This is a genomic window from Mesorhizobium sp. L-2-11, from assembly GCF_016756595.1.
Classification (GTDB): Bacteria; Pseudomonadota; Alphaproteobacteria; order Rhizobiales; family Rhizobiaceae; genus Mesorhizobium.
This window is the reverse complement of the sequence record NZ_AP023257.1, coordinates 6,281,765-6,306,505: the sequence shown is the minus strand read 5'-3', so window position 1 is coordinate 6,306,505 and position 24,741 is coordinate 6,281,765. Positions and strand designations below refer to the sequence as shown.

Genomic DNA, 24,741 nt, shown 5'->3' with positions numbered 1-24,741 from the left:
CTCTTCGGGTCGGTGACACGGATCTGTGCCGACATCGACTACCTGCTCTTGATGATAAGGCGGATTCAAGCGGTCGTCGCAACACCGATTGTGTTCACTCGCGACAGCAACTCGTCAAGCGCTTCTGCGGGTGTTTTCCATCCCAGAGTTTTTCTCGGTCGGGCATTGAGGGCCACGGCCACGGCGGCGATCTCGTCGGCGCTGTGGACGCTCAGGTCGGTGCCTTTCGGGAAGTACTGACGCAGCAGTCCATTGGTGTTCTCGTTGGTGCCACGCTGCCATGGGCTTTGCGGATCGCAGAAGTAGACTTGGACACCCGCGTCGATCTTGAGACGATCATGCTGAGCCATTTCGGCTCCCTGATCCCAGGTCAGCGAACGCCGCAACTCTTCGGGCAAGGTGATGATGGTGCGCGTAATCGCGTCACGCACGGCTTCAGCTCCGTGTCCCGCGAGAGCAGGGCCATTCTTCATGCGCGGAGCTTCGCCATGCCCCGCAAGTCGGGGAAGATGCAGCAACATCGTGAAGCGCGTCGTACGCTCAACCAGCGTGCCGATCGCCGAGCTGCCAAGACCAAGGATGAGGTCTCCCTCCCAGTGACCCGGCACCGCGCGATCGACCGCTTCGGCGGGGCGTTGACTGATCATGATCTCCGGCGAGACAAAGCTCTTGCCTCGCCCGCGTACGCGCGCCCTGGGGACCCGCAACACGCGCCCCGTTCTCAAGCAGGCCGACAGTTCGCGGCGTAGCGCTCCCCGGCCCTGAACAAAAAGGGCCTGATAGATGGCTTCGTGGCTGATGCGCATCGTCTCGTCGTCCGGGAAGTCGATCGGCAAGCGTCGGGCAATCTGTTCCGGGCTCCAGGCCGTGGCCCACCGCCGATTCTTTCGCGGGCCATGCCGGCGGCCCTTCCACGAAACGGCGGGACCCGGAACGGGAGCGCCGCTCGGAGTCATGACGACGCCGGCCAGTCTCTGCTCAACATAAGTGCGCAAGGTCGTGTTGAGCGCAAGCTTGGTCGGTTTGGGTCGACGGGCCGATCGCTCGGCATGCCATTGGGCTGTCGATGCACGATACTCCAGGCCACCGCTGCGCGTCGCGGCATTGCGTCGTAGCTCGCGGGAGATGGTTGAGGCGGATCGGCCAAGTTGGCGACCGATCTCGCGTCTCGAAAGGCCTTGAACGCGAAGTAGTGCGATCTCCTCACGTTCCACAAACGAGAGGTACCGCCCGGACGGCGGCTTGCTCGAAGATCTGAACATCGCTGGTGCCATGCCACCCGCCTGTCGGAACAATCTGGTTCCAACAGGCTGCGACATACCAGCAGCCAGCGCAGCATCTTCGCTTGTCATTCCTTGCGCGATCCCCAACCAGAATCGCTGGAGTTCAGATCTCTCCGCCACTGGCGGACGTCCCGGTGACGGCAACGGCGCTCGTCCAGAACGGTGTGATCGTCGCTTTTGGATGCCCATCGCAACCTCCTTCGTTTAGGTGTTGCGACGACCGCTTGAATCCGCCTAATGTGCCCCAAGCCCTCAAAAAAACCGGCGCGAGCGCGCGTCAGACTCCATATGAACCTGCTGTATGAACGCTGCTGTTCACCTTGGGTGAACCCATATCGGTCGTCGGCCCCTTTTGCCTCAAATTGATCGCGATGAGACCTCGGACCACAGCTCGTTGCTGAAACAGCTTGTGGTCGACCACGGCCCTGGGGGTCCAGGAGCGTCGTCGTTGTGATAAAGGAGATGACTGTCCTGGCGCGTGCGGGAGATGCGATCGACGCACATCAGCCTCACTCCGGGCACGGAAGCTTCGTTTCGACTCGGTTGATTCCTGTTGAGGTTGGGCTCCATATAGATGCGTTAGGGCGATGGCGGCTTTCTTGGCAGGCGCCAGCCATCTGGAAACGCGATGGCACCGCCTCGAACTTTATATTGGCGAACTCAATGTCAAGTGACCAAGTTGGGCAGGTAGTGGGTGGACCAGATCCGTTCATAAATGCGTTTGGAACAAATTGAGCGAAACGAAATGCAGATCAAAGATGTCTTGCTCGCGCCTGGCAACGGCCCATTTTTCTATGACGATCAGAAACCCATTAGGTCAGGCGCAATCCAGGACGGCTTCGTCTATGTCGGCGCACCGACAACACCCCGGTTTCAAGTCGATTCGCGTTCCAGCATTTCGCTCAGCGTACCCCCGACCGCGGCAGCTCCTGTGCCGGATCCCACCCGAGTTCGGTTGGAGGAGCCCGTCGAGGGCGAGGTGAAACTCTTTCCGCTCGAGCATCTCAAGCGCACCGCTGCACGGACACCGAGCATCATACCAAGTACAGGAAAAGAAGAGAACAAGGACTATGGAAGAACATTTGCAAGAGAACGATTGTCATCTGATCCAGCACGACGGTGGCTATGACACGGTCGGATCGATTGCAACGAACGTTGTGGACGGCTTCACGATGGTAGCAGTTGGCGACCTCATCGTGTCGCGGGCAGTGACCAAATCTCAGGGTTCTGGCTTCGGCGCCGTCGTCAAGATCCTTCATGATGGAGACGTCACTTTTGGCAACCTGGAAGTCAACATCTTCGATATCCGATCCTTCACTGGATACCCGCAGGCTGAATACGGCGGCGCGTATCACCTCAGCCTGCCGGAGATCGGACCTGATTTGAAGGCGATGGGATTCGACATCCTCGGCCGCGCGAACAACCATACGCTTGACTGGGGCGTTGAAGGCATGCGCGAGACGAGCCGGGTGCTCGATGAGAGCGGTATCGTCCATGCAGGTACGGGCGAGAATCTCGCACAAGCTGGCGCGGCTCGCTTCTTGGAAACCGCACGCGGTCGCGTGGGCTTGGTGTCGTTGGCTACAACGTTTGCGCCTATGTTTCGGGCGTGCGATCCCGCCGGCGAGGCGCCAGGCAGACCCGGACTCAACCCGCTTCGTTTGGCCGAAAGCATCGTGGTCCCGCCGGAGATGCTCAAAAATTTAAGGCAAGTGCGCGATGCGCTGCCGGGTTGCGCGTCCGGCCATGGTGACTCAGCCCGGGTCGCGGTCGCCGGAGCAACTTTCAAGGCGGGCGACAAGGCCGGATACAGCTACGAACCCGACCCGGGCGATGTCGCCGACATTCTACGAAACGTTCGTCGGGGCAAGCAGTTCTCCGACTTCTGCATTGTCACGAACCACGGCCACGAGCCTGGGAATTGGAGCCAGGAACCGCCTGATTACGAGCAATCCTTTGCGCGCAAAATGATCGACGCCGGAGCGGACGCATACATTGGTCACGGGCCGCATCTGTTGCGAGGCATCGAAATCTATAGGGGCCGGCCGATCTTTTATAGCCTTGGGAATTTCTTCGAGGACGACCTCGGGACCCCGTCCGGCGCCGACATGTTTGACGAATACGCTAAGGACCCACGGGTCGACACCGATGCGGAGGTGAAAGTCGCCGAGATGGCGAGGGGATTCACAGACCCGATCTTCTATGAAAGCATTGTCACCGTAAGCCGATTTGAGCAGAATCAGCTTGCCGAATTGCGGCTATATCCGATCGAACTCGGTTACTCGAAAAGGTTTGCCGACCGGGGCATCCCGCAGTTTGCCTCGACACCTCAAGCCAAGGCCATTCTAGAGCGCCTACAGAAGCTCTCGACACCTTTTGGGACCGAGATCTTCATCGAGAACGATATTGGAGTGATCAGATTGAGTCCGACTTCGCCGTGATCACTCGGCTGGCTGCGGCATCTAAATTTATCTATGCTCAGTCTGGCGAGAAATTGTTTGAGCATTTGGTGAATGAACTGTGCCGACAGGGTAAGCAGAGCGCAGTGCGTGGGAGCAATAAGCAGGGCTGCGCGCGTAAAGTAAGCGCCCGGTCATGACCTGGGGCTTTTACCGGCCATTGTTTTGACCGCCGCTGCGATTGGCTTTGTGCTCGCGGATAAAATCGGTCAGACTTTCGAGGCCGAAGTCTGTGAAGGCGGGGATCTGCTGATCGTCGGCCCGTAGACCCATAGGCAACCGTCCTCCGGTTCCATATGGACATAGACCTCCCACAGCAGTTCGCACTGAGCATTTCGGCGGCGGGCGGGAGGGTGTAGACCCGGGTGATCGCGGCCACAGTCAGGCCGCAAGTCTGATGTCGGATCGGGCGTGCCAATTCCTGGGGAGAAGCTCATCGATGCGATTGCGATCCCCCGGAGTGGCGGTTGTTTTGCGCCAGATCGCATCCATCTCGTTTCTAGATGCCGACAATCCATAAACACTGTTTGACAGAAGTCGCCCAGCGATTGATCTTTGAACAAATAAACATGCCATGCGGCTGAGCCTTTGATTTTGGAACTATAGATGCATGCCGTACCGCGATCTGCAGAACAAGGCAATCGAGTGGCGCCGCTACCTCTCAGCAAAAAGCGCGAGTTCCGTCATTGGCCAGACGACACTATGAACGGGAGATTAGCTTCGCTTTTTCGGCAGGTTGGTCGTCTCGCCAACTTCGCGAACTGTCGGGAATTCTGGAACGCGTCCTCCGCCGGCTCTGCTGTCAGCTCAAGTACTTCCTCATTGCGCGTGAGGACTTCGTCCGCTTCGATGACCGGAGTGATGATTCTTCGCGCCGTCTCGGGCTTCCTAGCACGGCACTGGCGAGGAGCTGTGTCGACAGTTGCTCCTTTTTGTCGCTCCGGCTCTTCCTTTGCTGTGCTAGCATCATGGCGGCTACCTAGGGTTTTCTTGCGGCGGTCGTGACCGTTCCCCTCATTACGGGCTCGCTGAGCGAGCGGTTTCCTGTTCGGCGCCCCCTTCGGCCGTGGGCAAAAGGCCGGGAAAACAAACAGAACAGGAGCTTAAATTTCCATGAGCGTTTCACCAGAAGTTAGCGAGTTTGTTCAGTTGTCCGAAAAGCAGTCGCTGCCCTTCAAAGCGCGAGTCGTCATAATCGGGGGCGGGGTGTCCGGATGCTCAATAGCATATCACTTAGCAAAGCTCGGATGGAGCGACGTCATTCTGCTTGAACGCAAAAAGCTTACTTGCGGCACAACCTGGCATGCAGCCGGCTTAGTGAGTGAGCCGCCTATTGCTTCAACGCCAAACCTTTATAAGTACTCAATGCAGCTGTACTCTAGCCTGGAGGAAGAAACAGGGATTGCGACCGGACTTCGCCGCGTCGGCTCGTTGTCTATCGCCCTCACCGAAGAGCGCAAGCACGAGTTTTACAGGCAGCTGTCTCTAGCGGCCGCAGTCGGTGCCGAGGCGCGAAAGCTCTCTGTAGATGAACTCAAGGAAATGCACCCTCATGTAGATGTATCTGACGTCACTGCTGCGCTCCATTTTCCTAATGATGGGCAATGTGATCCAACTAATGTCACGATGGCGCTCGCCAAAGGCGCACGTATGCGCGGCGCTGCCATATTTGAAGGAGTGCAAGTCACTGGTGTTCAGACGAGGAACGGTCGGGTGTCGAGCGTGACATGGGAGAAGGATGGCGAGCGAGGGGTAATTGAAACAGACAACGTCGTAAACTGCGCCGGGATGTGGGCCCGGGAATTAGGCTCAAAAAGCAACGTCGCGATTCCACTGCATGCCTGCGAACATTTCTACATGATCACAGAACCGATAGAAGGGCTGACCCGACTGCCGGTACTTCGTGTTCGTGACGAGCAGACGTACTACAAGGAAGATGCAGGCAAAATTCTTTTTGGGGCGGTAGAACTGAAGGCGAAGCCGTGGGGAATGGATGGCATCCCGGAAAGTTTCTGCTTTGATCAGCTGCCTGAGGATTTTGCGCATTTCGAACCTATTATGGAGAAGGCTCTGAAGCGCATGCCGATCCTGGCCACGGCCGGTATCCGCACCTTCTTCAATGGGCCAGAAAGCTTCACACCCGACGATCACTACCTTTTGGGAGAAGCTCCCGAACTTAGAGGCTATTGGGTAGCGTGCGGTTACAACACCGGAGGGATAGCCTCCTCGGGTGGGGCGGGCTTAGCGCTGGCACAGTGGATGAATGACGGCGAGCCGCCATTCGATCTGTCAGGTGTGGACATCCGTCGGATGCAGCCTTTTCAGAAGAATCGTTCCTACTTGAGAGAGCGGGTATCGGAGATTGTGGGGGTTACCTATGCCGACCAATTCCCCGCCCGTCAGATGACAACTTCGCGCGATGTTCGACGCTCGCCAATTCACGAGCATCTCAAAGTGAGGGGCGCGGTGTTCGGCGAGGCGGTAGGCTGGGAGCGAGCCAACTGGTTTGCCAGGCAGGGCCAGGAGCGCGAGTATCGTTACTCCTGGCACCGCCAAAACTGGTTCGATAATCAGCGCAACGAGCACGTGGCGATACGCGAACGTGTTGGTATTTTCGACTTGACCTCATTCGGAAAAATCCGTGTGGAGGGACGAGACGCCTGCAGCTTCCTCCAGCAGCTTTGCTCCAACGACGTTGACGTGCCGATCGGCCGGATCGTCTATACGCAAATGCTGAACGAGCGCGGCGGGATCGAGAGCGACTTCACCGTGAGTCGCCTCACGGAGACTGCTTTCCTGCTCGTCGTTTCGGCCTTCACATTGCATCGCGATTTGTCTTGGCTCCGGCGGCATGTAGGCGACGAGTTCGTCGTTATAACCGATATGTCGGCTTCGGAAAGCGTTCTGGCGGTGATGGGACCAAGTTCGCGCGAACTGCTCGGCAGAGTAAGCCCGAATGATTTTTCCAATAAGAACAATCCGTTCGGCACCTTCCAGGAAATTGAGATCGGCATGGGCCTGGCGCGGGCGCATAGAGTGACTTATGTTGGCGAGTTGGGCTGGGAAATTTACGTCCCAACTGACCAAGCCGCGCATGTCTTCGAAGCAATCGAGGTAGCCGGCGCGGATGTCGGACTCAAGCTGTGTGGGCTGCATGCCATTCTCTCCTGCCGCATCGAAAAGGCATATCGGGGTTTTGGGGAAGATATTGGCAGCGATGATCATGTGCTCGAAGCGGGATTGGGCTTCGCCGTAAAAACAGCAAAGCCTAGATTTATCGGGCGAGATGCCGTGCTGAGAAAACGTGAGGCGGGGCTCGGGCGTCGACTGGTTCAGTTTCGGCTCAAAGATCCCACTCCACTGATGCATCACAACGAGGTCATCTTCCGAAATGGTCGGATCGCGGGAACAATCACGTCCGCTGACTACGGGCATACGCTCGGCGGAGCCATAGGCCTTGGATATGTATCTTGCAAGAATGAAAGCGAAGAAGAGCTGCTCTCCTCCTCTTACGAAATCGAGATTGCAGGTGAGCGCTTTGCCGCGGACGTCTCGCTTAAGCCGATGTATGACCCGAGGAGCGAGCGGGTGCGGGCTTGAGCTGCCGATTGGAGCGGCTCAGTATCCAGCCGGGTCAACAATATCGAAGCGTAGGAGCTCGCGGGCAGCGTCGAAGATTGACGTCCGATGTTGAAGACGGGTTGAGGCCAAATTGCCGCTGAGGCAATACCACTTCCTCAACTGGATTTAGGTGGGGATCTGGGCTCTGGCGAAGGCTGGAAGCACGGGCATGATATTTTCGGACAGATCGAGATGTACTGTACCTGCCATGGCGCTATGGGCTGCTAACGCGAGGATGTATAGCAGAAGTCTTGCTCTTATTGTCAGCCCCGCGGTCTGCAGTGTAAGCGCTGTTTTCAGGCCACGGCCTTGAGCTCGGGCACCCGGATATAGGCCCAAGGCAGGAGATCGTCGATCTGGCTGTTCGGGTGGCCGTTGACGATCCTGGTGAGGGGACATCGGCCAAGTAGCCGAGGGGCTCGACGCTGTTTGCAGGTTTATGCCGACCGCCGAACTATGCCGAGCGCCTCTTCCGATCATGGCGGTACGGAGCGCTTTGCCCGCCATTTCGATCAAGAACCGGTCGTTGACACTCGGCATAGTTCTGATGCTCAAAGGGCGTTCAGGAACTCAAGAAGCCTGTCGTTCGGTCGAAATCGTTCGGCCTTTGCGCGTTCGTATGGCTTCAGCTTGGCGAGTGCGGATTCCTTCAGCTCAAGATGTGCGTGAAGATAGGTCAGCGTCGTTTCCATCGCCTCATGGCCCAGCCATAGGGCGATGACCGAACAATCGACGCCCGCCTGCAGCAGCTCCATGGCAGCGCTGTGCCTCAAAACATGGGGGCGAAACCCGCTTCGAGCGGGACGCAGTGTTCGCGAGCCTTGGCGACATATTTGTTCAGCAGCGCCTGCACGCCGTCGGCGCTCAGCTTGCCGCCGTGCGTGTTCGGAAAGAGAGCCGTTGCGCCCCGCTTCCTGGGCTCGTTGAGCCAGCCCCGAAGGGCTTGCTGTGCAACTTTGGTGAGCGGCGTACTTCGCTCCTTGCGGCCCTTGCCAACGCATCGCACGTGGGCACCGTGCCCCAGCATCACCGAGTCCCGGTCGAGATCGATGATCTCCGAGACTCTTAACCCCGTTTGCGCAGCCAGCAACAGCAGAGTGTGATCACGCCGTCCCAGCCATGTGCTGCGATCCGGACAGGCCAGGATCGCTTCAATCTCGGGCCTGGTGAGAAACTGAAGCTGTCGCTTGTCGCATCGCTTGCTCGGGATCGCGAGCACGCGTTGAATCTGGGCGCTATGGGCCGGCTCCTCGAACGACGCATATCTAAAGAAAGACCGTACGGCCGTGAGGCGGAGGTTCCGGGTCCTCACCGAGGCGGATCGCAGGGTCTCGAGGTCCTCCAGGAATGCGCCGATGAAAGGCGCGTCCAAATCCCGAAGTGTCAACTGCGACGGAGACCTGCCAAGGCGTGTCTGCGCGAATGCAAACAGGAGCCGGAAGGTGTCGCGATAGGAGGCGATGGTGTTGGAGCTTACGCCTCGATGTCGCATGAGCCGATCGGTGAACCATCGCTCGATCAGCACGGCCAGATCGTTCGAGGCACTCATAAGCGAACCTCCCACCGCTCATCCAGCAGTCGCGCGGCATGGGTCATTAGCTCCGGCGCGGCGGATAGATACCAGTAGGTGTCGCGAACATTGGCGTGGCCGAGAAAGGTCGAGAGGACTGGCAGTTCCCGCTCGACATCTTCGCCCGCACGATACCAGTTGGTCAGGGCCTGGACAGCGAAACGGTGACGAAGATCGTGAATCCGCGGACCATTGCGCTGCCCCCGCTGCCGCAGACCGATCTGTCGCGACAGCTGCCAGAACACCCGGTGCACGTATTGGTGCAGCAATCTGCCGCCCTGCTCGGCGACAAAGAAATAGGGGCTACGAGGTGCGACGAGATGCACGTCGCGTCGCGCGGCATAGTCCGACAGCACGGCGACCGTCGTGGCATGGAGCGGGACCAGCCGCGACTTGCCGAACTTCGTCTCCCGAATGGTGAGGATACCTTGGTCGAGATCGACGTCGTCTCGGCGCAGGTCGAGCGCTTCGGAATGGCGTAGCCCGGCGACCGCTATCAATCCGAACAAGCAATGATATGTCCAGCGGCGCAGGGCCTTGGCCGGCGGCAGCGTCAGTGCCGCCGCCAGAAGCGCCGAGATCTCGGCATCGCTATAGATGTAGGGCTTTGCCCGCCGCGGCGCCGGCACGGCGTCTCGAGGTGGCACTTCCGTCAGGGGATCGAAATGAGCGAGGTGCTGAGCAAAGCAGCGCACATCGGTCAGGCGGATGGACCAGCTCGGTTGCCGGCCGATCGACGTCACCCACTCCATGGCCAGCGCTATGGTGGTGGTCTCGGCGCCGCGAGCTTCCATGAAGGTGATGAAATCCGACAACCGTCGAGCGGGTCCGTGATACTTGTATCCCAACCCCTGGCGCATGCCCACATAGCGCTCGAGCGCTGTTCGAAGCCGGCTCATTCGACGCCTCCCGGCCAGGGCAGGCTCAGTTCGCGCAACTTCTCGATATCGAGCTTGGCATAGATTCTTGTGCTGTCGATGCTCCGGTGGCGAAGCAATTGGCCGATCTCGGCAAAGCTGGCCCCCGACCGCAGCAGGTCGGTCGCGAGGCTGTGGCGAAAAAGGTGGGCGCCGTGGTGCGCATAGCCGTCAATCCCTGCCCGCTCGAGCGCCTCCTTTGCAACCATCGTGATGGCGCAGCCGGAGGCAAAACCGACGTGCGGGGCAAGCATCCGCAAAAACAGCCGACGACACGCTGAAGCCGGTCGCCCGTGCCGGATATACGCAACGATAGCTGCGCCGACATCGTGGCGAAGCGGCATCGCCGCTTGCCGTCGTCCCTTGCCTTGGACAAGGATACTGCCCGACTGCCAATCGATATCGTCAAGACTGAGCGCCGCAACCTCGCTGGCGCGCAAGCCAAGCTTGGCCAGGACCATCAGAACCGCATAGTCCCGGAGCCCCATTGCCGTGGTCCGATCGCAGGCATCGAGAACCTGTTGGACCTTCTCTGGCGGCAGGAAGGTTGGTAGGCCAGCAAGCCGCCAGCGACGGATCGACGGCACACAATCGGCCAAGGCCACCGAAATGAAGCCCTTCAGATGCAAATAGCGCAGGAAGGCGCGCACCACCCCGCACATCGCCTTGCCGCTGTCGGCGGAGCCATCGAGAGCATGTCGCTCGACATAACCGATGACGATCTCCGGGGTGAGCGCTGCAAACCCATCTGCGCCAGCCGGACAGACCTCCTGCAGAAATCGGCGTGAGAGCAGCTTGTGGCTTTCCACCGTCGAGGCGGCGAGCCCTCTCTCATTCGTGAGGTAAGCCGCGAACACATCAACAACCTGCTCGTACTCCGTGCGCTCAATCGGAAGGGCGGTTGGTATCAAACCTTCTTGCCGTAACGCGGCAAGCAAGCGCCGGAGCGCCGATCGGTCGCCCGAATCGATGCTCCAGTGTTTGGAACGGTGCTCAAGAAACCGCTCAACATGAACTTCGCTTAAATCCTGGAGATCGTGCCCGTTGCCGACATGCCAGTCTCTCAACTCACGAAATAGGCTTAGCGATCGCCAGGTGCATTGCCGACCGAAGCCTTCGTCCGACAATCTGCCCGCATAAACGCGTGCAAACTGTCAAGCGACACGAGGAATTGACCCCTTGGCGACATCAGGAACTGACCCCCTTCACTGGGTTGCTGTTTCGTTGGTTTCGGGCGCCGGTCCCGCCTTCTGCAGAAGACCGGACCGACGTTTTTCGCGGAGACGGTAGCTGTCGCCGCGGATGGTAATCACCGCCGAATGGTGAAGCAGGCGATCCAGGATCGCGGTGGCCACCACGGGATCTCCAAAAACGTTCCCCCATTCGCCCACCGAACGATTGGAGGTAATCAGGATCGATCCCTTCTCGTATCGGCGCGACACCAGCTGGAAGAACAGGTGAGCGGCATTGGCCTCGAAGGGAAGATAGCCGAGCTCGTCGATGATCAGCAATTTTGGACGCGATAAGATCGTCAACTGCTTGTCGAGCGAGCCATCGCCATGGGCTTTTGCCAACATCGCCACCAGCGTGGCCGCAGTGACGAATTGGACATTGTAATTCTGGCGGATCGCCTCGCGACCAAGGCTCACAGCAAGATGGGTTTTGCCCGTTCCCGGAGGCCCCAGCAACAAGAGCGTGTCGCCATGGGCAATCCAGCGGCAGGTCGCCAGCTCCCTGATTTGTCCTGGATCCACCGATGGCTGCGCGTCGAAGTCGAAGCCGTCGAGTTCGCGCACGAACGGGAACTGCGCGATCTTGCTCGACATGGAGATGCGCCGCTCGTCGCGCCGCGCGATCTCGCGCGACACCAGGAAAGCCAAGGCCTCGCGCAAGGTCATCTTCGAACGGACCGCTTCGTCCAGCAGCGTGTCGAGCTGGTCGCGGATCGCCGTCAACTTCAGCCGATCCAGGGTTGCGATCAGCACGTCATGATCTAGGGTCGTCATCACCAGCCCCCTCCGACCACCGCTTCGTACTCGGCGAGTGGCCGCAGCAAGGTGGCCGGGGCGATCTCGATGCGCTCGGCGCGCACCGGCCCTTCGAAGCCGGCAACGCCGACAAAATGCATTCGGTCCACGATGCGCTGTCGTCGCCCTCGGTATAGGGCATGGTCGGCCACTACCTGGCCGGCATGACGGATGATCACGCGGCCTGCCAGCACCACGACCTGGACGCTTTCGCCGATCAGGCGCCAAGGGACCGAGTAGCTGTTCGTATCCAAGTCGATTGCGCAGTCGGCCTGGACCTTGCGGACCAGATCCCGCAGCTGTCCGAACGGCGCGCGTCCCGCCAGCGGGCGAAGCGCACGAGCTTCAGCGGCAAAGCGTTCCACCGGCGCGACACCGGTCGTGCCGTGTTCGCGCTGGTCGGCGACCTCGCGCGTCCACCGGTCCAAATGCGCCTCGAACGCCGCCCAGCTCTCAAACCGGCGCCCGGCGATCGCGTTCTTCTTAACGTAGCCGACTCCGCGTTCGTCCTTCCCTTTCGTGCGCGCTCGATAGGGAGCACAGGCCCGCGGCTTGAAGCCCCAGTACCGGGCGAAGGCATGCAGCCGCGCGTTAAACCTCACCTCGCGCGTCACCGCGTCATGGTGCTCGACAAGAGCCTTCGCATTATCGATCAGGACTTCCGCCGGAACGCCCCCGAACCGCAGGAATGCGCCCTCCAGCCCTTCGAACCAGTCGGCCTGGCGCTGCCTCTGCGAGGCCCGGATATGCATCCGGCGCGAATAGCCAAGCGTCCCGACAAACACATGGATCCGCACCCGCTCGCCGCCGATCCAAACACGGGTATCGCCGAAGTCGATCTGCATCTGATGACCGGGCGCCGTCTCGAAGCGGACTGTCGCCCGCTTCTGCGCCTTTAGCTCCCGGCGCCAATGCTGCACCCCACGCTCCACCGAACGCAGGCTGATAACGATCCCGTGTTCGTCCGCCAACTCTTGGCGAATAACGTCCGCGTTGCCGTCGTGACGGAAAAATCGCTCCCGCAACCAATCATCAAGCCCGTCGAGCGCCGACACGCGCGGGCGACCCTGATAAGCGATGACACCGCCTTCACGAAGGTAGCGGCGAGCCGTATTGCGCGCGCAACCGAATTCCTTTGCGATCCGTTTTGCGCCCCAGCCGCATTTATGCAGGCGCACCATCGACATGACTTCCTCTGCCTGCAGCATCCCCTCTCCCTGCATCGATCTGGACGGTGCAGGAGTCACAGAAATCTCAATCGTCATCTAGCTTCTTTCCTCTCAAAAGAGAGGGATCAGTTCTTCGTGTCGTCAGGGGGTCAATTGTGCATGTCGCCTGACACAAACTCGCCATATGGCCCGTGGATCAGCTTCCGATACAGTGTGCTGCGTTGCAGATAGTCACTTGCGTTCATGTGTCCTCTCCTTCGCGTCTATTGCGACGGAGAGAGCCTAAGCTATGCCGATCCAGCTACCGCTACGTTGAGGAAAGTGTTGGCAAAAACTTGCTCACTCGGCATAGTTCGACGGTCGGCATAATGCAGAGCGTTTTTAGCTTGGCGTCGCGCTGAAAGGCGGGTGGCGAGAGCGCGCTGGGGTGGATCGCGGCGCTGAGCTAAAAACGTGTTGGACTAAGCCGCCGGCACGGGTGGCCGCTATGGGTTTTCATTTGGGGCCGCACCCATAACAGGCATCGCGTGGCGGTGCGGATGCGGTCGCAGACCCAGCGATTGAAGGCGTGGCGTGCGCCGAAAGCGGCACGGATATCGGTTCCAGCATGTGAGGATCGGCGCCGCGCCCTGCCTGGGAGAGGTTGCCGGTGATGACGGCGCACACTTTTGCGGGACCGGCTCAGTTTGGCTTCCGAGCGGGCCGGCGCGATGCTTATGACAAGGAAGGCGACGCCCCTGCTTCATGACGTGTCCTGGTATGGCGGGCGTCCGGTGACGCCGAATGTTTCGATGATGATCATCTGCCCGCGATGGCACGCCGGGCATTGCCTGAGGGAATGCCCGGTGAGGTCCTCGTAGCGGTCGCGATAGTCCTTTGCGGATCGGCTGTCCGACGGCTCGGGAACCGGCATGCCGAGCAGGTCGCGGCAGTGGGCAAGCTTTTGCGCGCGATAGCGATTGCCGAGGAAGCCGTAATAGCGGATGCGATGGAAGCCCTCGGGCAGGACGTGTAGCAGGAAGCGGCGAATGAACTCATCGGCCGCGACGGTCATGACCTTCTGCCGACTGCCGTGCCGATAGTCCTTCCAGCGAAAGGCGACTTCGCCATCCTCGATGGCGACGAGGCGATTGTTGGAAATGGCGACGCGGTGCGTATAGCGGCCGACGTAGTCGAGGACCTGTTCGGGTCCGGCGAATGGCGGCTTGGCATAGATGACCCACTCGGCCTTTCGTAGCGGCGCCAAATAGCGCCGGCAGGCATCGCGCTCGCTCAAGGCCTGCAAGTCAGAGAAGAACTTCAACTGGCCGGCGTCGAAGGCTTTCGCAAGATGCTCCAGGAACAATCGTCGGAACAGGCGCGAGAGCACCCGGACGGGCAAGAAGAAGCCGGGCTTGCAGGCGATCCATCGATGGCCGTCGCGAGACAAGCCTCCGCCGGTGACAACGCAGTGCAGATGCGGATGATGAAGCAGGTTTTGGCCCCAGGTGTGCAACACGGCGAAGAAGCCGATCTCGGCGCCCAGGTGCTTGGGATCGGCAGCGATGATGCGCATGGTCTCGGCGGTGGCGCGGAAGAGCAGGCCGTAGACGAGTGCCTTGTTCTGATAGGCAATGGCGGCAATGGGCTCCGGCAGCGTGAAGACGACGTGAAAGTATTGGGTGTCGAGAAGCTCGGCGCGACGATCCTCCAGCCATTGTGCGCGGGCCAGCGATTGGCAGCGGGGGCAATGGCGATCGCGGCAGCTGTTGAAGGCGATGCGCCGATGGCCGCATTGATCGCACTGCTCGACATGCCCGCCGAGCGCGGCGGTCCGGCACAGTTCGATCGCCGTCATGACGCGAAGCTGGGCGGTCGACAGCGACGCGTCATGCTGGATACGATAGGCCTCGCCGTAGCGACGGAATATGTCCGCCACTTCCGGCCCCGAGCGGGCCATCGGCGCGAGCTCAGAAGTACTGAGGCTTGGCGGGCGGCGGCACGGTGGGCGCCGGACGCGGCAAGAGCTCGAAGGGGCTCGATGTGGCGCAGACTCTGTTGGTGGCAATCCGCAGGTAATGGGCGGTGGTCGCGAGGCTGCGGTGACCGAGCAGCAGTTGAATGGTCCGCACGTCGGCGCCGGCCTCCAACAGATGGACGGCGAAGGCGTGCCGCAAACTGTGGGGCGTGACCGGTTTGGACAAGCCGGAGAGGTCGCGCGCTTTCGCGCAGGCGTGTCCCACCGCATCCCTGGTGATCGGCTGGTCGGCACGATCGCCGGGGAAGAGCCACGCCTTTGGCCGGCGCACCTTCCAATAGTTGCGCAGGATCTCCAGCAGCTTGGGCGACAGCATCACGTAGCGGTCCTTCTGGCCTTTGCCCTGCTCGACGCGGATGACCATTCTCTGGCTGTCGATGCCCGTGGGCTTCAGCTGAACCGCTTCCGAGATGCGCAAGCCGGCGGCATAGCAAGTGGTCAGTATGGCGTGGTGTTTGACATCGAGGACGCAACCGAGAAACCGCTGAACTTCCTCGGGACTGAGGATGATCGGCAGCTTCTGCGGCTTCTTGGGAAGCGGCAGGACCTCTTCAAGCGCCCAATCCCTCTCGAGCGTCACCTTGTAGAGAAAGCGCAGCGCCGCAATGGCGGTGTGGATCGAGCCGGGCGACAGCTTCTTCTCGTTGGTCAGATAGACCTGATAGGTCCGAATATCCTCTCGCCCGAGCAAGTCCGGCGACTTGCCGAAGTGACGCGCAAACAGCGAGACCTGCTGAAGGTAGGAGAGCTGGGTGTTGAGCGCGAGGTTGCGCACCTCCATGTCCTCGCTCATACGCTGGCGAAGTTGGGTCATGACAAACTCCTTTGTCCGATGGAATGGGCTGCAAGCAGCCACTCCATGCTGACGCAGTCGGAGCTTGTTGTGGACACATGACCAGCGCGACAGACGACGCGATCAACACCACGCCGGCGGCACACACCCTCCTTGCCGCTCCGCAATCGCGGAGCGGGTTAGTCCAAACCGCCTTATGCCGCGCGCGGCATAAGCACGTGTTGATCAGCGTCGCCATGACGGCCCAATGCTCGGCGCCGCCGTCGGAGCCTGCGAAGAGTGCATTCTTGCGGTTGAGCGCGATAGGACGGATTGAGCGTTCTACGGTGTTGCTGTCGATCTCGATGGGCCGTCATCAAGGAAGCGTGTGAGGCCTTCCCAGCGCGAGAGCGTGTAGCGGATCGCCTCGGCGAGCTTGGTCTTCTGGCTGATCAGGCCGAGCTTCTCGCGCAGCCATGGTTCGAGATCGGCAATGATCGGGCGGCTTTTTTCCTGACGCACGGCTCGGCGCTCGTCGGCCGACCGGCCACGGATGCCGTCCTCGATCTTATAGAGCCCGGCGATCCGTCTCAGCGCCTCGCTGGGGATCGGCGCTGGTCCGGCTGCTGCCAGTTCATAAAAGCGCCTGCGCACGTGTGCCCAGCAGAAGGCGAGCGTCACGCCGCTTTTCTCGGCCAGCACGCGATAGCCGCCATAGCCGTCGACCTGAAGGATTCCGGTGAAGCCTGTGAGATGAGCGATCGGACGCTCGGCCTTTCGGTCCGGCGCATAGACATAGGCGACGCCCTGCGGGTCGCTTCCCTCCCATGGTCGGTCATCGCGGGCATAGGCCCAGAGTTGGCCCGTCTTGGTCTTGCCGCGGCCGGGATCGAGCACCGGCGCGGTCGTCTCGTCGGCGAACAGCTTCGGCGAGGACTTCAGCTTGCCAAGCAGCCGCTCATGCACCGGACGCAGGTGCCAGGCGGCGCGGCCGACCCAGTCGGCGAGCGTGGAGCGATCGAGATTGATGCCCTGCCGGGCGTAGATCTGCGCCTGACGATAGAGCGGCAGGTGATCGGCGTATTTGGAGACCAGAACCTGGGCGACCGTCGCCTCGGTCGGCAGCCCGCCTTCGATCAGCCGTGCGGGCGCCGGAGCCTGCACGACAACGTCCTCGCAAGCGCGACAGGCATATTTGGGACGGCGCACGACGATCACCCGCAGCAGCGCCGGAACAATGTCGAGCCGCTCGCTCACGTCTTGGCCGATCCGGTCTAGGCCGTTGCGGCAGCACGGGCATACAGGGTCGTCGATGTCGACGACCACCTCCACGCGAGGAAGATGGGCAGGCAGCGCGCCGCGGTTCGTGCGACGCTTCGCGGTGCGCGTCAGACGCTCGGCGGGAGAAAGCCGTTCGGCATCCTCCATGCCTGACGCCTCGATCTGCTCTGCCTCTTCGAGCCCCAGCAGCAACTGGTCTTCCGGCAGCGTCTCGGCTCTTCGGCCGAAGCGGTGACGCTGCAATTCCTTGATGATCTGGATCAGTCGGGCATTCTCGACATCGCGCGCCAGGACCATCGCCTTGAGCGCATCCGGATCGTCGGGAAGCTGGTCCGCCGTCGTCGCCATGAACGGATCAGACCATATTCGCCGACGGCCCGCGACTGCGGAATCAGGGCTGATTCACTTGGTCGCGGATCAACCGGCCTGGACCGGAACGCGGGTCCGGCGGGCCTCATGGACCCGCCGCCAGTCCAGTCCTTCAAGCAGCGCCGACAGTTGCGCGGCCGTCAGCCGCATCACGCCGTCATGCACTTTCGGCCAGCGGAACTCGCCATCCTCCAGGCGTTTGGCATAAAGGCAGACTCCGGTGCCATCCCAGAAGATCAGCTTGATCCGGTCCGTCCGCTTTGCCCGGAAGACGTAGACCGCGCCGCTGAACGGATCGGCGCCCATCGTCTCGCGCACCAGTGCGGCCAGACCCTCCGCGCCCGTTCGGAAGTCGACCGGCTTCGTCGCCACCATGACCTTGACCGCACCCGTCGGTCCGATCACGGCGTCGCCTTCAGCGCGCGGATTACAGCAGCCACCGTCTTGGCATCGGCGCCGCGGCCAACACGCATGGCGACACCGTCGATCTCCAGCTCGATCACCCCGCCGTCTCGGGCGGCTTTCCGTTTGCGTTGCCTTGGCGCCCGCTTCGCTGTCGGTTCCATCGTCGGAGCCGCCACAACCGCTGGCACGAACAACGAGTCCGACATCGCCACTCTCTCGGCCGCCGGCTGGCGAGCGGCCCGACGCCAGGTGAACAGTTGCTGCGGGGACAAAGCGTATCGGCGCGCGACAGCACATACCGTCTCGTCGGCTGCGTAGCTTTCCGCCACGATCCGCGACTTCTCTTCCGGCGACCATTCCCGCCGCCGGCCGGTGCCCGTGAAAACCTCGAACCGGCGCACCGGCTCAAGATCGCTGGACTTAAGCGTAAACTCTGAAATCGTCATATGTCGAAGCCCTCACAGGCTTCGAACATCGCCCCTCACAGCCCGATCCGAAAGGTGGCGTCAGAACACCGCTCACTCTGCAGTTCATCGAGAAGACGATGGAATCGCAATCGACCCGATGCCTGCTGCATCTTTGCCGCGTGCTGGACAGACCATTCCGAACAGATTTCCTTTTGCGGCCGCTATCGAACGATTCGCACGTCTTGTGTCCCTCCTGCCGATGCGCCGAATGAAGCCGTTCTGCATTCGGAGTCAGCTTCGAAGAAACGGCGATAAGCGAGGCGCAGGCAAGGCAGCGCGTTCACGCTCAACGCTCCCCGTGGTCAAGGTTGTATAGTCAAGAAACAGCGAGCATGTCCGTCGGACAGTGCTCTATGCGGCCTCCTCCATCGCGAGCGCAACCCATCCCTGCAATTCACGCCAGTTGGGCTCAAGTTTCGCGAATCGTGCCAGCCTGAATGAGGAGATGTCCGCGAAGCTACAGGTGCCGTCGACAACTACATCGCGGATCGCTCGCCCGCTAGACGGTGAGAGACCAAAGCCCACGCTGGACATAGTCGCAACAACCACGTTAGGAAACGTTGAGAGCCGGTCGATCACGGGACGCCCGTCGGGCGTGTTCTCGATCACACCGGCCCAGGATCGAATGATGCGGGCGTGTGCGGCCTTCGGCATCATCTCAATCAAGCGGCGGCCGATATGGCCCATCAGCGGGGTCGAGGGGTTGGCAAATACGCCTCCCTCGGGCAGCTCCAGCCATTCGTGCGGGCCGCCTCCAAAGGCCAGATTGCCGCGCAGGGTCTGCCGGCCGTGCAGGCCATTCCCGTCGACACCACCATGAACCATCAGGGGAAGCGGCTCAGTAACGATCATCTCGGCGCGTGCGCTGGCCATAGGAACCTCCTGACCCAGCATGGCGGACAAGCGACCAGTGTGTGGCCCTGCTGCAATCACGAGTTGATCGCAGCCAACCAGGCCGCGGTCCGTCTCGACGCCTACCACCCTCTCACCCTCGGTGCGGAACCCCGTGACGGCGCAGTGTTGCATCAGCCGGCCGCCATGGTCCTGCGTCGCCCACGCATAGCCCTGGACCGTGCGGTGTGGATTCGCGTGCCCACCGAAGTGATACAAATACGCGCCGGCAACGTTGTCGCCGACGAGGGGAATGAGTGCACGGCGTTGCTGCCAGTCAAGAAGCTCGCACCGGTACCCATGAAGCTCCACTGCAGCAGCGCTGCACTTTTCGACCGCCAGTTGCTCCTCGGTCACGGCGACGTGGATCCGATTCGCCGAGAACTCTGTCGGATAACCGAGCAATTCATCCATGATCGGCCACAGCCGCAGCATCTCTGGGTAGAGAGGCGAAGTGACGTGCCCGCAGCCGCCACCATTGCGGCCAGACGCTTCCCAGCCGACGATGCCTTTCTCGATAACTAGAACATCGACGCCGGATTTTGCCAGCCACCAGGCGGCGCTCAGCCCTGTAACACCGCCGCCTACGATGACGACTGATGCACCCGTGATCTCATTCATGGCCGCCTCCCTCACCATCCGCCCCCGCGACGGTCGCTTCATTGGCGGCAACCGTATAAAATTCGGGAACCTCCCACTGGGTTTGCCACTGCGAGGGGATTCCGAACCAGAGCTCCCAATGTCGGGCCTGGTCTGCCGATTCGGGAAGCTGGCTGGCGATCGCAAGGGGCAGCGGGCGCACGGGCGCGCGGTAGCCTGCGAGAGGGATAGCAGCCAGCGGTGCGGTGGCCTGTAGCGCCAGCAAGGCCGCTATCTGCTCGCGGCAGCGCCGTCCTTGGCACGGTCCCATGCCGGCGCGCGTGAGCCGCTTGACCTGGTCTGGGTTTGGGGGGGCCTCGTCCAGCAGGGACGAGAGCGAGCGGTCGTTGCGGCGGTCGGCTGGCCAGCCGAGATAGCGCGGCGGACGGACCTCGATGATCTCTCTCGCGGTGACCTCCTCACATTGACAGACGTGGAACTCGCCGCGCGCCGCTATGACGCTGGCGCGCACCCAAGCCATGCGATAAGCTGATATGTCGTAGGCTGGCCGGTCGGGCTCAGGGACCTTATAGTTTCTGGCGTCCCCCAGAATGGTGCCGACTGCGCGGAGACCTTCGCCCGCTGCGATGCTGCGGTCGAGCGTCTTGGCAGGCCAGATGCCGGCACAGTCGCCGACCGCGAAGATGTTGTGTACGCTGGTGCGTTGACCCGGGTCCATCACTGGCGCATAGCCGCCACGTTCCGGCTGAAACGCAATACGGCAGCCGAGAGCGGCGAGCAGATCGACGACCGGCGTCGCGCCGACCGCCAGCACGATGCCCTCACAGCCAATCCGGCGCTCTTCGCCAACGGATCGACCGGTCTTGTCCACGGCGGAAATTAGCACTCCCTCGATCGATCCTCGCCCCAGCGCCTCGCGCACGACATGATGGGTCAGGAATTCGCACCCTGCGCCGCGCAATTCGGTCACAAGGTGGGCGGGACCGACGGGCTCGGCCGCCTGTTCCACGATCGCCCCGATCTCGATGCCAGCCTCCCTGAGTGCTGCGGCAGCAGTCAGCGCCTCTGCCGAGGTGCCAAGGATAACCACCCGCCGAGGGTTCAGGGCTCCGAACCGCGTCGCGAGTGTAACCGCTGCCGTGGCACCTATTACGCCCGGCTTCTCCCAGCCGGGGAAGCCAAGTCCTATGTCCCGCCGGCCCGCCGCGACTATGACGTATTCCGCGCCGATCAGCCAGCCGCGTTCCTCATCGGCCAAGCCGGCAACCGTGCCGGGTAGCCAGTGGACACCGGGACCATTTGCATAAAGCCCCCAACAGGCGGTGCCGAGCCGCACGTCCACGCCAGCGTCGAATGCTACCTGGATCAGTGGTTCGGAAGTGACGAAGGCCTCAATCATAGCATTACGGTTGCGCGCTATGCCGGACATGCCCTGTCCATAGTGCAGTGGCACCTCGTCGCCCATCGTCTTGAAGGGGACCGGGTTCTCATCAATGAGCACAACCGAAAGGCCTCGCCGAGCCGCCTCAATGGCGGCGGATAGACCGGCAGGACCCGCGCCAATTACCAAGAGCTGGGTCTGTTCCTGTACAATTAGCTCTTTGCCTGCAACGGATTTTTTATCGATCTTCATAGGTCCGCTTTACATTTGCTTGACGATGCGAGGTGCTCGTCCGCACCGTTCAAGTTGCATCGGAGACTCGCGGACGCCCACTCGGGTACTTCGGAAGCCCTCAACGCAGGGCAGGTGAACGTACCTGCGTTGAGACGTCCAAACATCCAGTCTGTTGGTTGATGTCATTCGTCATGAGGCCTTGTGTCAAATTCAGTTTGTGAATTGGGCTAATCTGATTTCGAGATGGAGCGAAGCCATCGTAAGGCGATAATCATGTCCGGATTAACGGCCTTGTCATATCTCTATTGGCCTCGACCGCGCGCCACCAGCTTTTGGCTGCATTGGCGAATGTCGTCAGGTGGGAAAAACGATCGTTCTGTTGCCATTGAACATGATGCGTCTCTCGAGGTGCAGCTTAACGGCCCGAGCAGGGGACGCGGCTTTCGACAGCGCGACCCGTGGCAACAAGGTCATCCACGGTCATCGCATGCGCAACACGCCCGACTTCCTGCTCGATAATCGGTCCTTCGTCGAGATCTGGTGTGACGTAATGGGCCGTGGCCCGATCAACTTTACCCCGGGTTCAAAGGCCTGATGATAGGGTTTTGCCCCCTTGAAGGAGGGCAGAAAGGAATAATGAATATTGATGATTGCCGAACAGCCGGGTCGATAGTCCATCCGACAATACTTGCATATACCGGGCCCAAGACGACGAGGTCTGCCTAAGCCTCCTGTACGAAGTCAAGCAGCCTCCGTTCGTGCTCGGCCTTGTTCTCGGCAATCACCTTCCAATAATGAAAGGAATTCCTTCGCGCGCGGCAGTCTCGCGGCTTTCGTCGTGGTTGGAGACAATCGTTGCCACCTCCGCCTCCAATGCAAGCCAAAGCGGTCGATCACCGATTTCGGTGCATGCTCGATTCTCTTCGCCGAAAGGGAGTTGTCCCCCTCGACCGCGTTCGCATGAAGAATGCTAATGCGGTCCCAAAACTGACTACTTTCCGCGATGTTTGCCTTTAAGTCAGCCAATTCGGTAGTCACGGCGGCCACCACCCCAGGGCGGTTGTCACAGGCTAAGTTCAGGACGTGGAGCTGAGACATGGATGCCTCACAGTTGGTTCTGGAGTTCGGGGAGGATCTGGAAAAGGTCGCCGACGAGGCCGTAGTCGGCGACCTGGAAGATCGGCGCTTCCTCGTCCTTGTTGATGGCGACGATGACCTTCGAATCCTTCATGCCGGCAAGATGCTGGATGGCGCCGGAGATGCCGACGGCGATGTAGAGATCGGGTGCGACCACCTTGCCGGTCTGGCCGACCTGCCAGTCGTTCGGCGCGTAGCCGGCATCGACTGCGGCACGAGAGGCGCCGACGGCGGCGCCGAGCTTGTCAGCGATCGGCAGGATGACTTCCTGGAACTTCTCCGAGGAGCCCAGCGCGCGGCCGCCCGAGATGATGATCTTGGCCGAAGTTAGCGCCGGACGATCGGTCTCGGAAAGCTTGTTCTCGACGAAGCTCGACAGGCCGGGATTGACTGCGGCCTGAACCGTCTCGACCGGGGCTGAACCTCCTTCGGGTGCAGCCTGAAAGGAGGCGGTGCGCACGGTGATCACCTTCTTGGCGTCGCTCGACTGCACCGTCTGGATGGCGTTGCCGGCATAGATCGGCCGCTTGAAGGTGTCGGGCGAGACAACTTCGATGATCTCCGACACTTGCGCGACATCGAGCAGGGCTGCCACGCGTGGCGCGACGTTCTTGCCCGACGAGGTCGCCGGCGCGACGATCGTGTCATAGGCGTCGGCGATGCCGACGACGAGCGCCGCCAGCGGCTCGGCGAGACGCTCGGTGAGTTCGTCGGCTTCGGCGAGCAGCACCTTGCTCACGCCTTTGAGCTTGGCGGCGGCGTCGGTTGCGCCCTTCGCGCCCTTGCCGGCGACCAGCACATGCACGTCGGAGCCGATCTGCAGTGCCGCCGAAAGCGCCTTGGCGGTCTGGTCGGAAAGCGTCGCATTGTCGTGTTCGGCAATCAGAAGAATTGTCATCTTTTTATTCCTTGATCCACTTCAGTGGGGACGTCTCGAATTCATGTCAGGCCGAGTCGAAAACGGTTGGGTTCGAGAACCCGAGCGGAGCGTACTTCAGTACGTGAGCCTAGGTGAGCGGAGAACCCTGCCTTTTGCAGGCCGGCATCACATGAATTCCTACAGCACGCCGGCTTCGTTCTTGAGCTTGGCGACCAATTCGGCGACACTCTTGACCTTGACGCCGGCCTTGCGGTCGCCCGGCTCCTCGGTCTTGATCACCTTCAGCCGTGGCTTGACGTCGGCGCGGTAATCAGCGGGAGATTTCTCGTCGAGCGGCTTCTTCTTGGCCTTCATGATGTTGGGCAGCGACGCATAGCGCGGCTGGTTTAGGCGAAGATCCGCGGTGACGATCGCGGGCATCTTCAGCTCCACCGTCTGCAGGCCGCCATCGACCTCGCGCGTCACCTTGGCCTTGTCGCCATCGATAACGACCTTGGATGCAAAAGTGCCTTGCGCCCAGCCCAGAAGTGCGGCCAGCATCTGGCCGGTCTGGTTCGAATCGTCATCGATCGCCTGCTTGCCGAGAATGACGAGACCGGGCTTTTCCGCCTCGACCACGCCCTTCAGCACCTTGGCGACGCCCAGCGGCTCGGTCTGCTCGTCGGTCTTGACCAGGATGGCGCGGTCGGCGCCCATGGCGAGCGCGGTGCGCAAGGTCTCCTGCGCCTGCTGCGGCCCGATCGAGACAACGATGATCTCCTCCGCCTTGCCGGCCTCCTTCAGCCGGATCGCCTCTTCGACCGCGATCTCGTCGAACGGGTTCATCGCCATCTTGACGTTGGCGAGTTCCACCGCCGAACCGTCAGCCTTCACACGAACCTTCACATTCGCATCCACAACCCGCTTTACCGGAACAAGAACTTTCATCTAGCTTCTCCTATTCGAATTCCAGAGTATGTCGCCGACAGCGAGGCTTTCACCCGCCTTAGCGGCGATCCGCTTCCTGCATGTCGCGGGCTCAAGTTGACGAGAATTTGCGTGCGGCGGAAATAACTTCGGGACCCCGCTCCTTTTTGAGCATCTCATGGGGACGCGACCGCCTGGGTTCTTGTGAAAGACTACTCACACAGGACTAAGCAGGATTGGAAGAAGTTTCATGTGGAGGAGCCAGGCAGCCACGATGGTTTACAAGGAATCTGACAACCAGACCGCTTCAATGCGCCTCGTAGCGGCTGACGAATATTCAGACAAACATCAAATG

16 protein-coding genes and 5 pseudogenes are annotated in these 24,741 nt (G+C 60.9%); 3 read left to right on the top strand and 18 right to left on the bottom strand.

All coding sequences use genetic code 11. The annotated features are described in order from the left end of the window. Positions 1–65 precede the first annotated feature (65 nt). On the bottom strand, positions 66–1,472 hold the full coding sequence (locus JG739_RS29990) for an IS30 family transposase (protein WP_202363131.1): 1,407 nt from the start codon (positions 1,470–1,472) through the stop codon (positions 66–68). A 556-nt stretch (positions 1,473–2,028) separates the two neighbouring features. On the opposite strand from JG739_RS29990, the pseudogene JG739_RS36510 reads away from it, so the two are divergent. After that, positions 2,029–2,179: pseudogene (locus tag JG739_RS36510) on the top strand (methylaspartate ammonia-lyase); the annotation flags it as partial. 174 nt (positions 2,180–2,353) lie between these two features. Then, the gene (locus JG739_RS29980) at positions 2,354–3,724 is read left to right on the top strand and encodes a CapA family protein (RefSeq protein WP_202364536.1); all 1,371 of its coding nucleotides are present in this window, start codon (positions 2,354–2,356) and stop codon (positions 3,722–3,724) included. A gap of 168 nt (positions 3,725–3,892) precedes the next feature. Here JG739_RS29980 and JG739_RS36125 read toward each other — a convergent pair whose 3' ends face one another. Beyond that, positions 3,893–4,015, bottom strand: coding sequence for a hypothetical protein (locus JG739_RS36125; RefSeq protein WP_274609412.1), 123 nt, complete (start codon positions 4,013–4,015; stop codon positions 3,893–3,895). 840 nt (positions 4,016–4,855) lie between these two features. On the opposite strand from JG739_RS36125, the gene JG739_RS29975 reads away from it, so the two are divergent. After that, positions 4,856–7,342 carry a GcvT family protein gene (locus JG739_RS29975; RefSeq protein ID WP_202364535.1) on the top strand — a complete coding sequence of 829 codons (2,487 nt, stop codon included), beginning with the start codon at positions 4,856–4,858 and terminating at the stop codon, positions 7,340–7,342. A 317-nt stretch (positions 7,343–7,659) separates the two neighbouring features. Here the strand turns inward: JG739_RS29975 and JG739_RS36505 are convergent. From JG739_RS36505 to JG739_RS29900, 16 genes and pseudogenes are all read right to left on the bottom strand, one after another. After that, positions 7,660–7,793: pseudogene (locus JG739_RS36505) on the bottom strand (transposase domain-containing protein); the annotation flags it as partial. Positions 7,794–7,914: 121 nt separating this feature from the next. Continuing rightward, positions 7,915–8,855 (bottom strand): annotated as a pseudogene (locus JG739_RS29970) (tyrosine-type recombinase/integrase). A gap of 53 nt (positions 8,856–8,908) precedes the next feature. Further along, entirely contained in the window at positions 8,909–9,832 is a 924-nt protein-coding gene (locus JG739_RS29965) for a tyrosine-type recombinase/integrase (protein ID WP_202364534.1), read from the bottom strand. Continuing rightward, a complete protein-coding gene (locus JG739_RS29960) occupies positions 9,829–10,977 on the bottom strand; it encodes a site-specific integrase (protein ID WP_244749630.1) in 1,149 nt (382 codons plus the stop codon). Before JG739_RS29960 ends, JG739_RS29965 begins: the two co-directional genes overlap by 4 nt. A gap of 78 nt (positions 10,978–11,055) precedes the next feature. Next, positions 11,056–11,856 (bottom strand): IS21-like element helper ATPase IstB, encoded by an 801-nt coding sequence (gene istB / locus JG739_RS29955; RefSeq protein WP_202364533.1) that lies wholly within the window; start codon positions 11,854–11,856, stop codon positions 11,056–11,058. Next, positions 11,856–13,142: an IS21 family transposase gene (gene istA / locus JG739_RS29950; protein ID WP_202364532.1), complete on the bottom strand. Its 1,287-nt coding sequence runs from the start codon at positions 13,140–13,142 to the stop codon at positions 11,856–11,858. The genes istB and istA overlap by 1 nt, the downstream gene beginning before the upstream one ends. 646 nt (positions 13,143–13,788) lie before the next feature. Continuing rightward, positions 13,789–14,985, bottom strand: coding sequence for an IS91 family transposase (locus tag JG739_RS29945; protein WP_202364531.1), 1,197 nt, complete (start codon positions 14,983–14,985; stop codon positions 13,789–13,791). A 10-nt stretch (positions 14,986–14,995) separates the two neighbouring features. Continuing rightward, the gene (locus JG739_RS29940) at positions 14,996–15,877 is read right to left on the bottom strand and encodes a tyrosine-type recombinase/integrase (RefSeq protein WP_202364530.1); all 882 of its coding nucleotides are present in this window, start codon (positions 15,875–15,877) and stop codon (positions 14,996–14,998) included. A 193-nt stretch (positions 15,878–16,070) separates the two neighbouring features. After that, positions 16,071–17,464 (bottom strand): annotated as a pseudogene (tnpC, locus tag JG739_RS29935) (IS66 family transposase); the annotation flags it as partial. Positions 17,465–17,533: 69 nt separating this feature from the next. After that, positions 17,534–17,890, bottom strand: coding sequence for an IS66 family insertion sequence element accessory protein TnpB (gene tnpB, locus JG739_RS29930; RefSeq protein WP_202364529.1), 357 nt, complete (start codon positions 17,888–17,890; stop codon positions 17,534–17,536). Then, entirely contained in the window at positions 17,887–18,336 is a 450-nt protein-coding gene (gene tnpA, locus JG739_RS29925; RefSeq protein WP_202364528.1) for an IS66-like element accessory protein TnpA, read from the bottom strand. Before tnpA ends, tnpB begins: the two co-directional genes overlap by 4 nt. A gap of 372 nt (positions 18,337–18,708) precedes the next feature. Beyond that, positions 18,709–19,869, bottom strand: coding sequence for an NAD(P)/FAD-dependent oxidoreductase (locus tag JG739_RS29920; RefSeq protein ID WP_202364527.1), 1,161 nt, complete (start codon positions 19,867–19,869; stop codon positions 18,709–18,711). Further along, on the bottom strand, positions 19,862–21,481 hold the full coding sequence (locus JG739_RS29915; RefSeq protein WP_202364526.1) for an FAD-dependent oxidoreductase: 1,620 nt from the start codon (positions 21,479–21,481) through the stop codon (positions 19,862–19,864). Before JG739_RS29915 ends, JG739_RS29920 begins: the two co-directional genes overlap by 8 nt. A 336-nt stretch (positions 21,482–21,817) precedes the next feature. Then, a pseudogene (locus JG739_RS29910) lies at positions 21,818–22,561 on the bottom strand (formyltetrahydrofolate deformylase). 7 nt (positions 22,562–22,568) lie between these two features. Then, a complete protein-coding gene (locus JG739_RS29905; protein ID WP_202364525.1) occupies positions 22,569–23,498 on the bottom strand; it encodes an electron transfer flavoprotein subunit alpha/FixB family protein in 930 nt (309 codons plus the stop codon). A 159-nt stretch (positions 23,499–23,657) separates the two neighbouring features. Further along, positions 23,658–24,407: an electron transfer flavoprotein subunit beta/FixA family protein gene (locus JG739_RS29900; RefSeq protein WP_202364524.1), complete on the bottom strand. Its 750-nt coding sequence runs from the start codon at positions 24,405–24,407 to the stop codon at positions 23,658–23,660. Between the last annotated feature and the right edge of the window lie 334 nt (positions 24,408–24,741).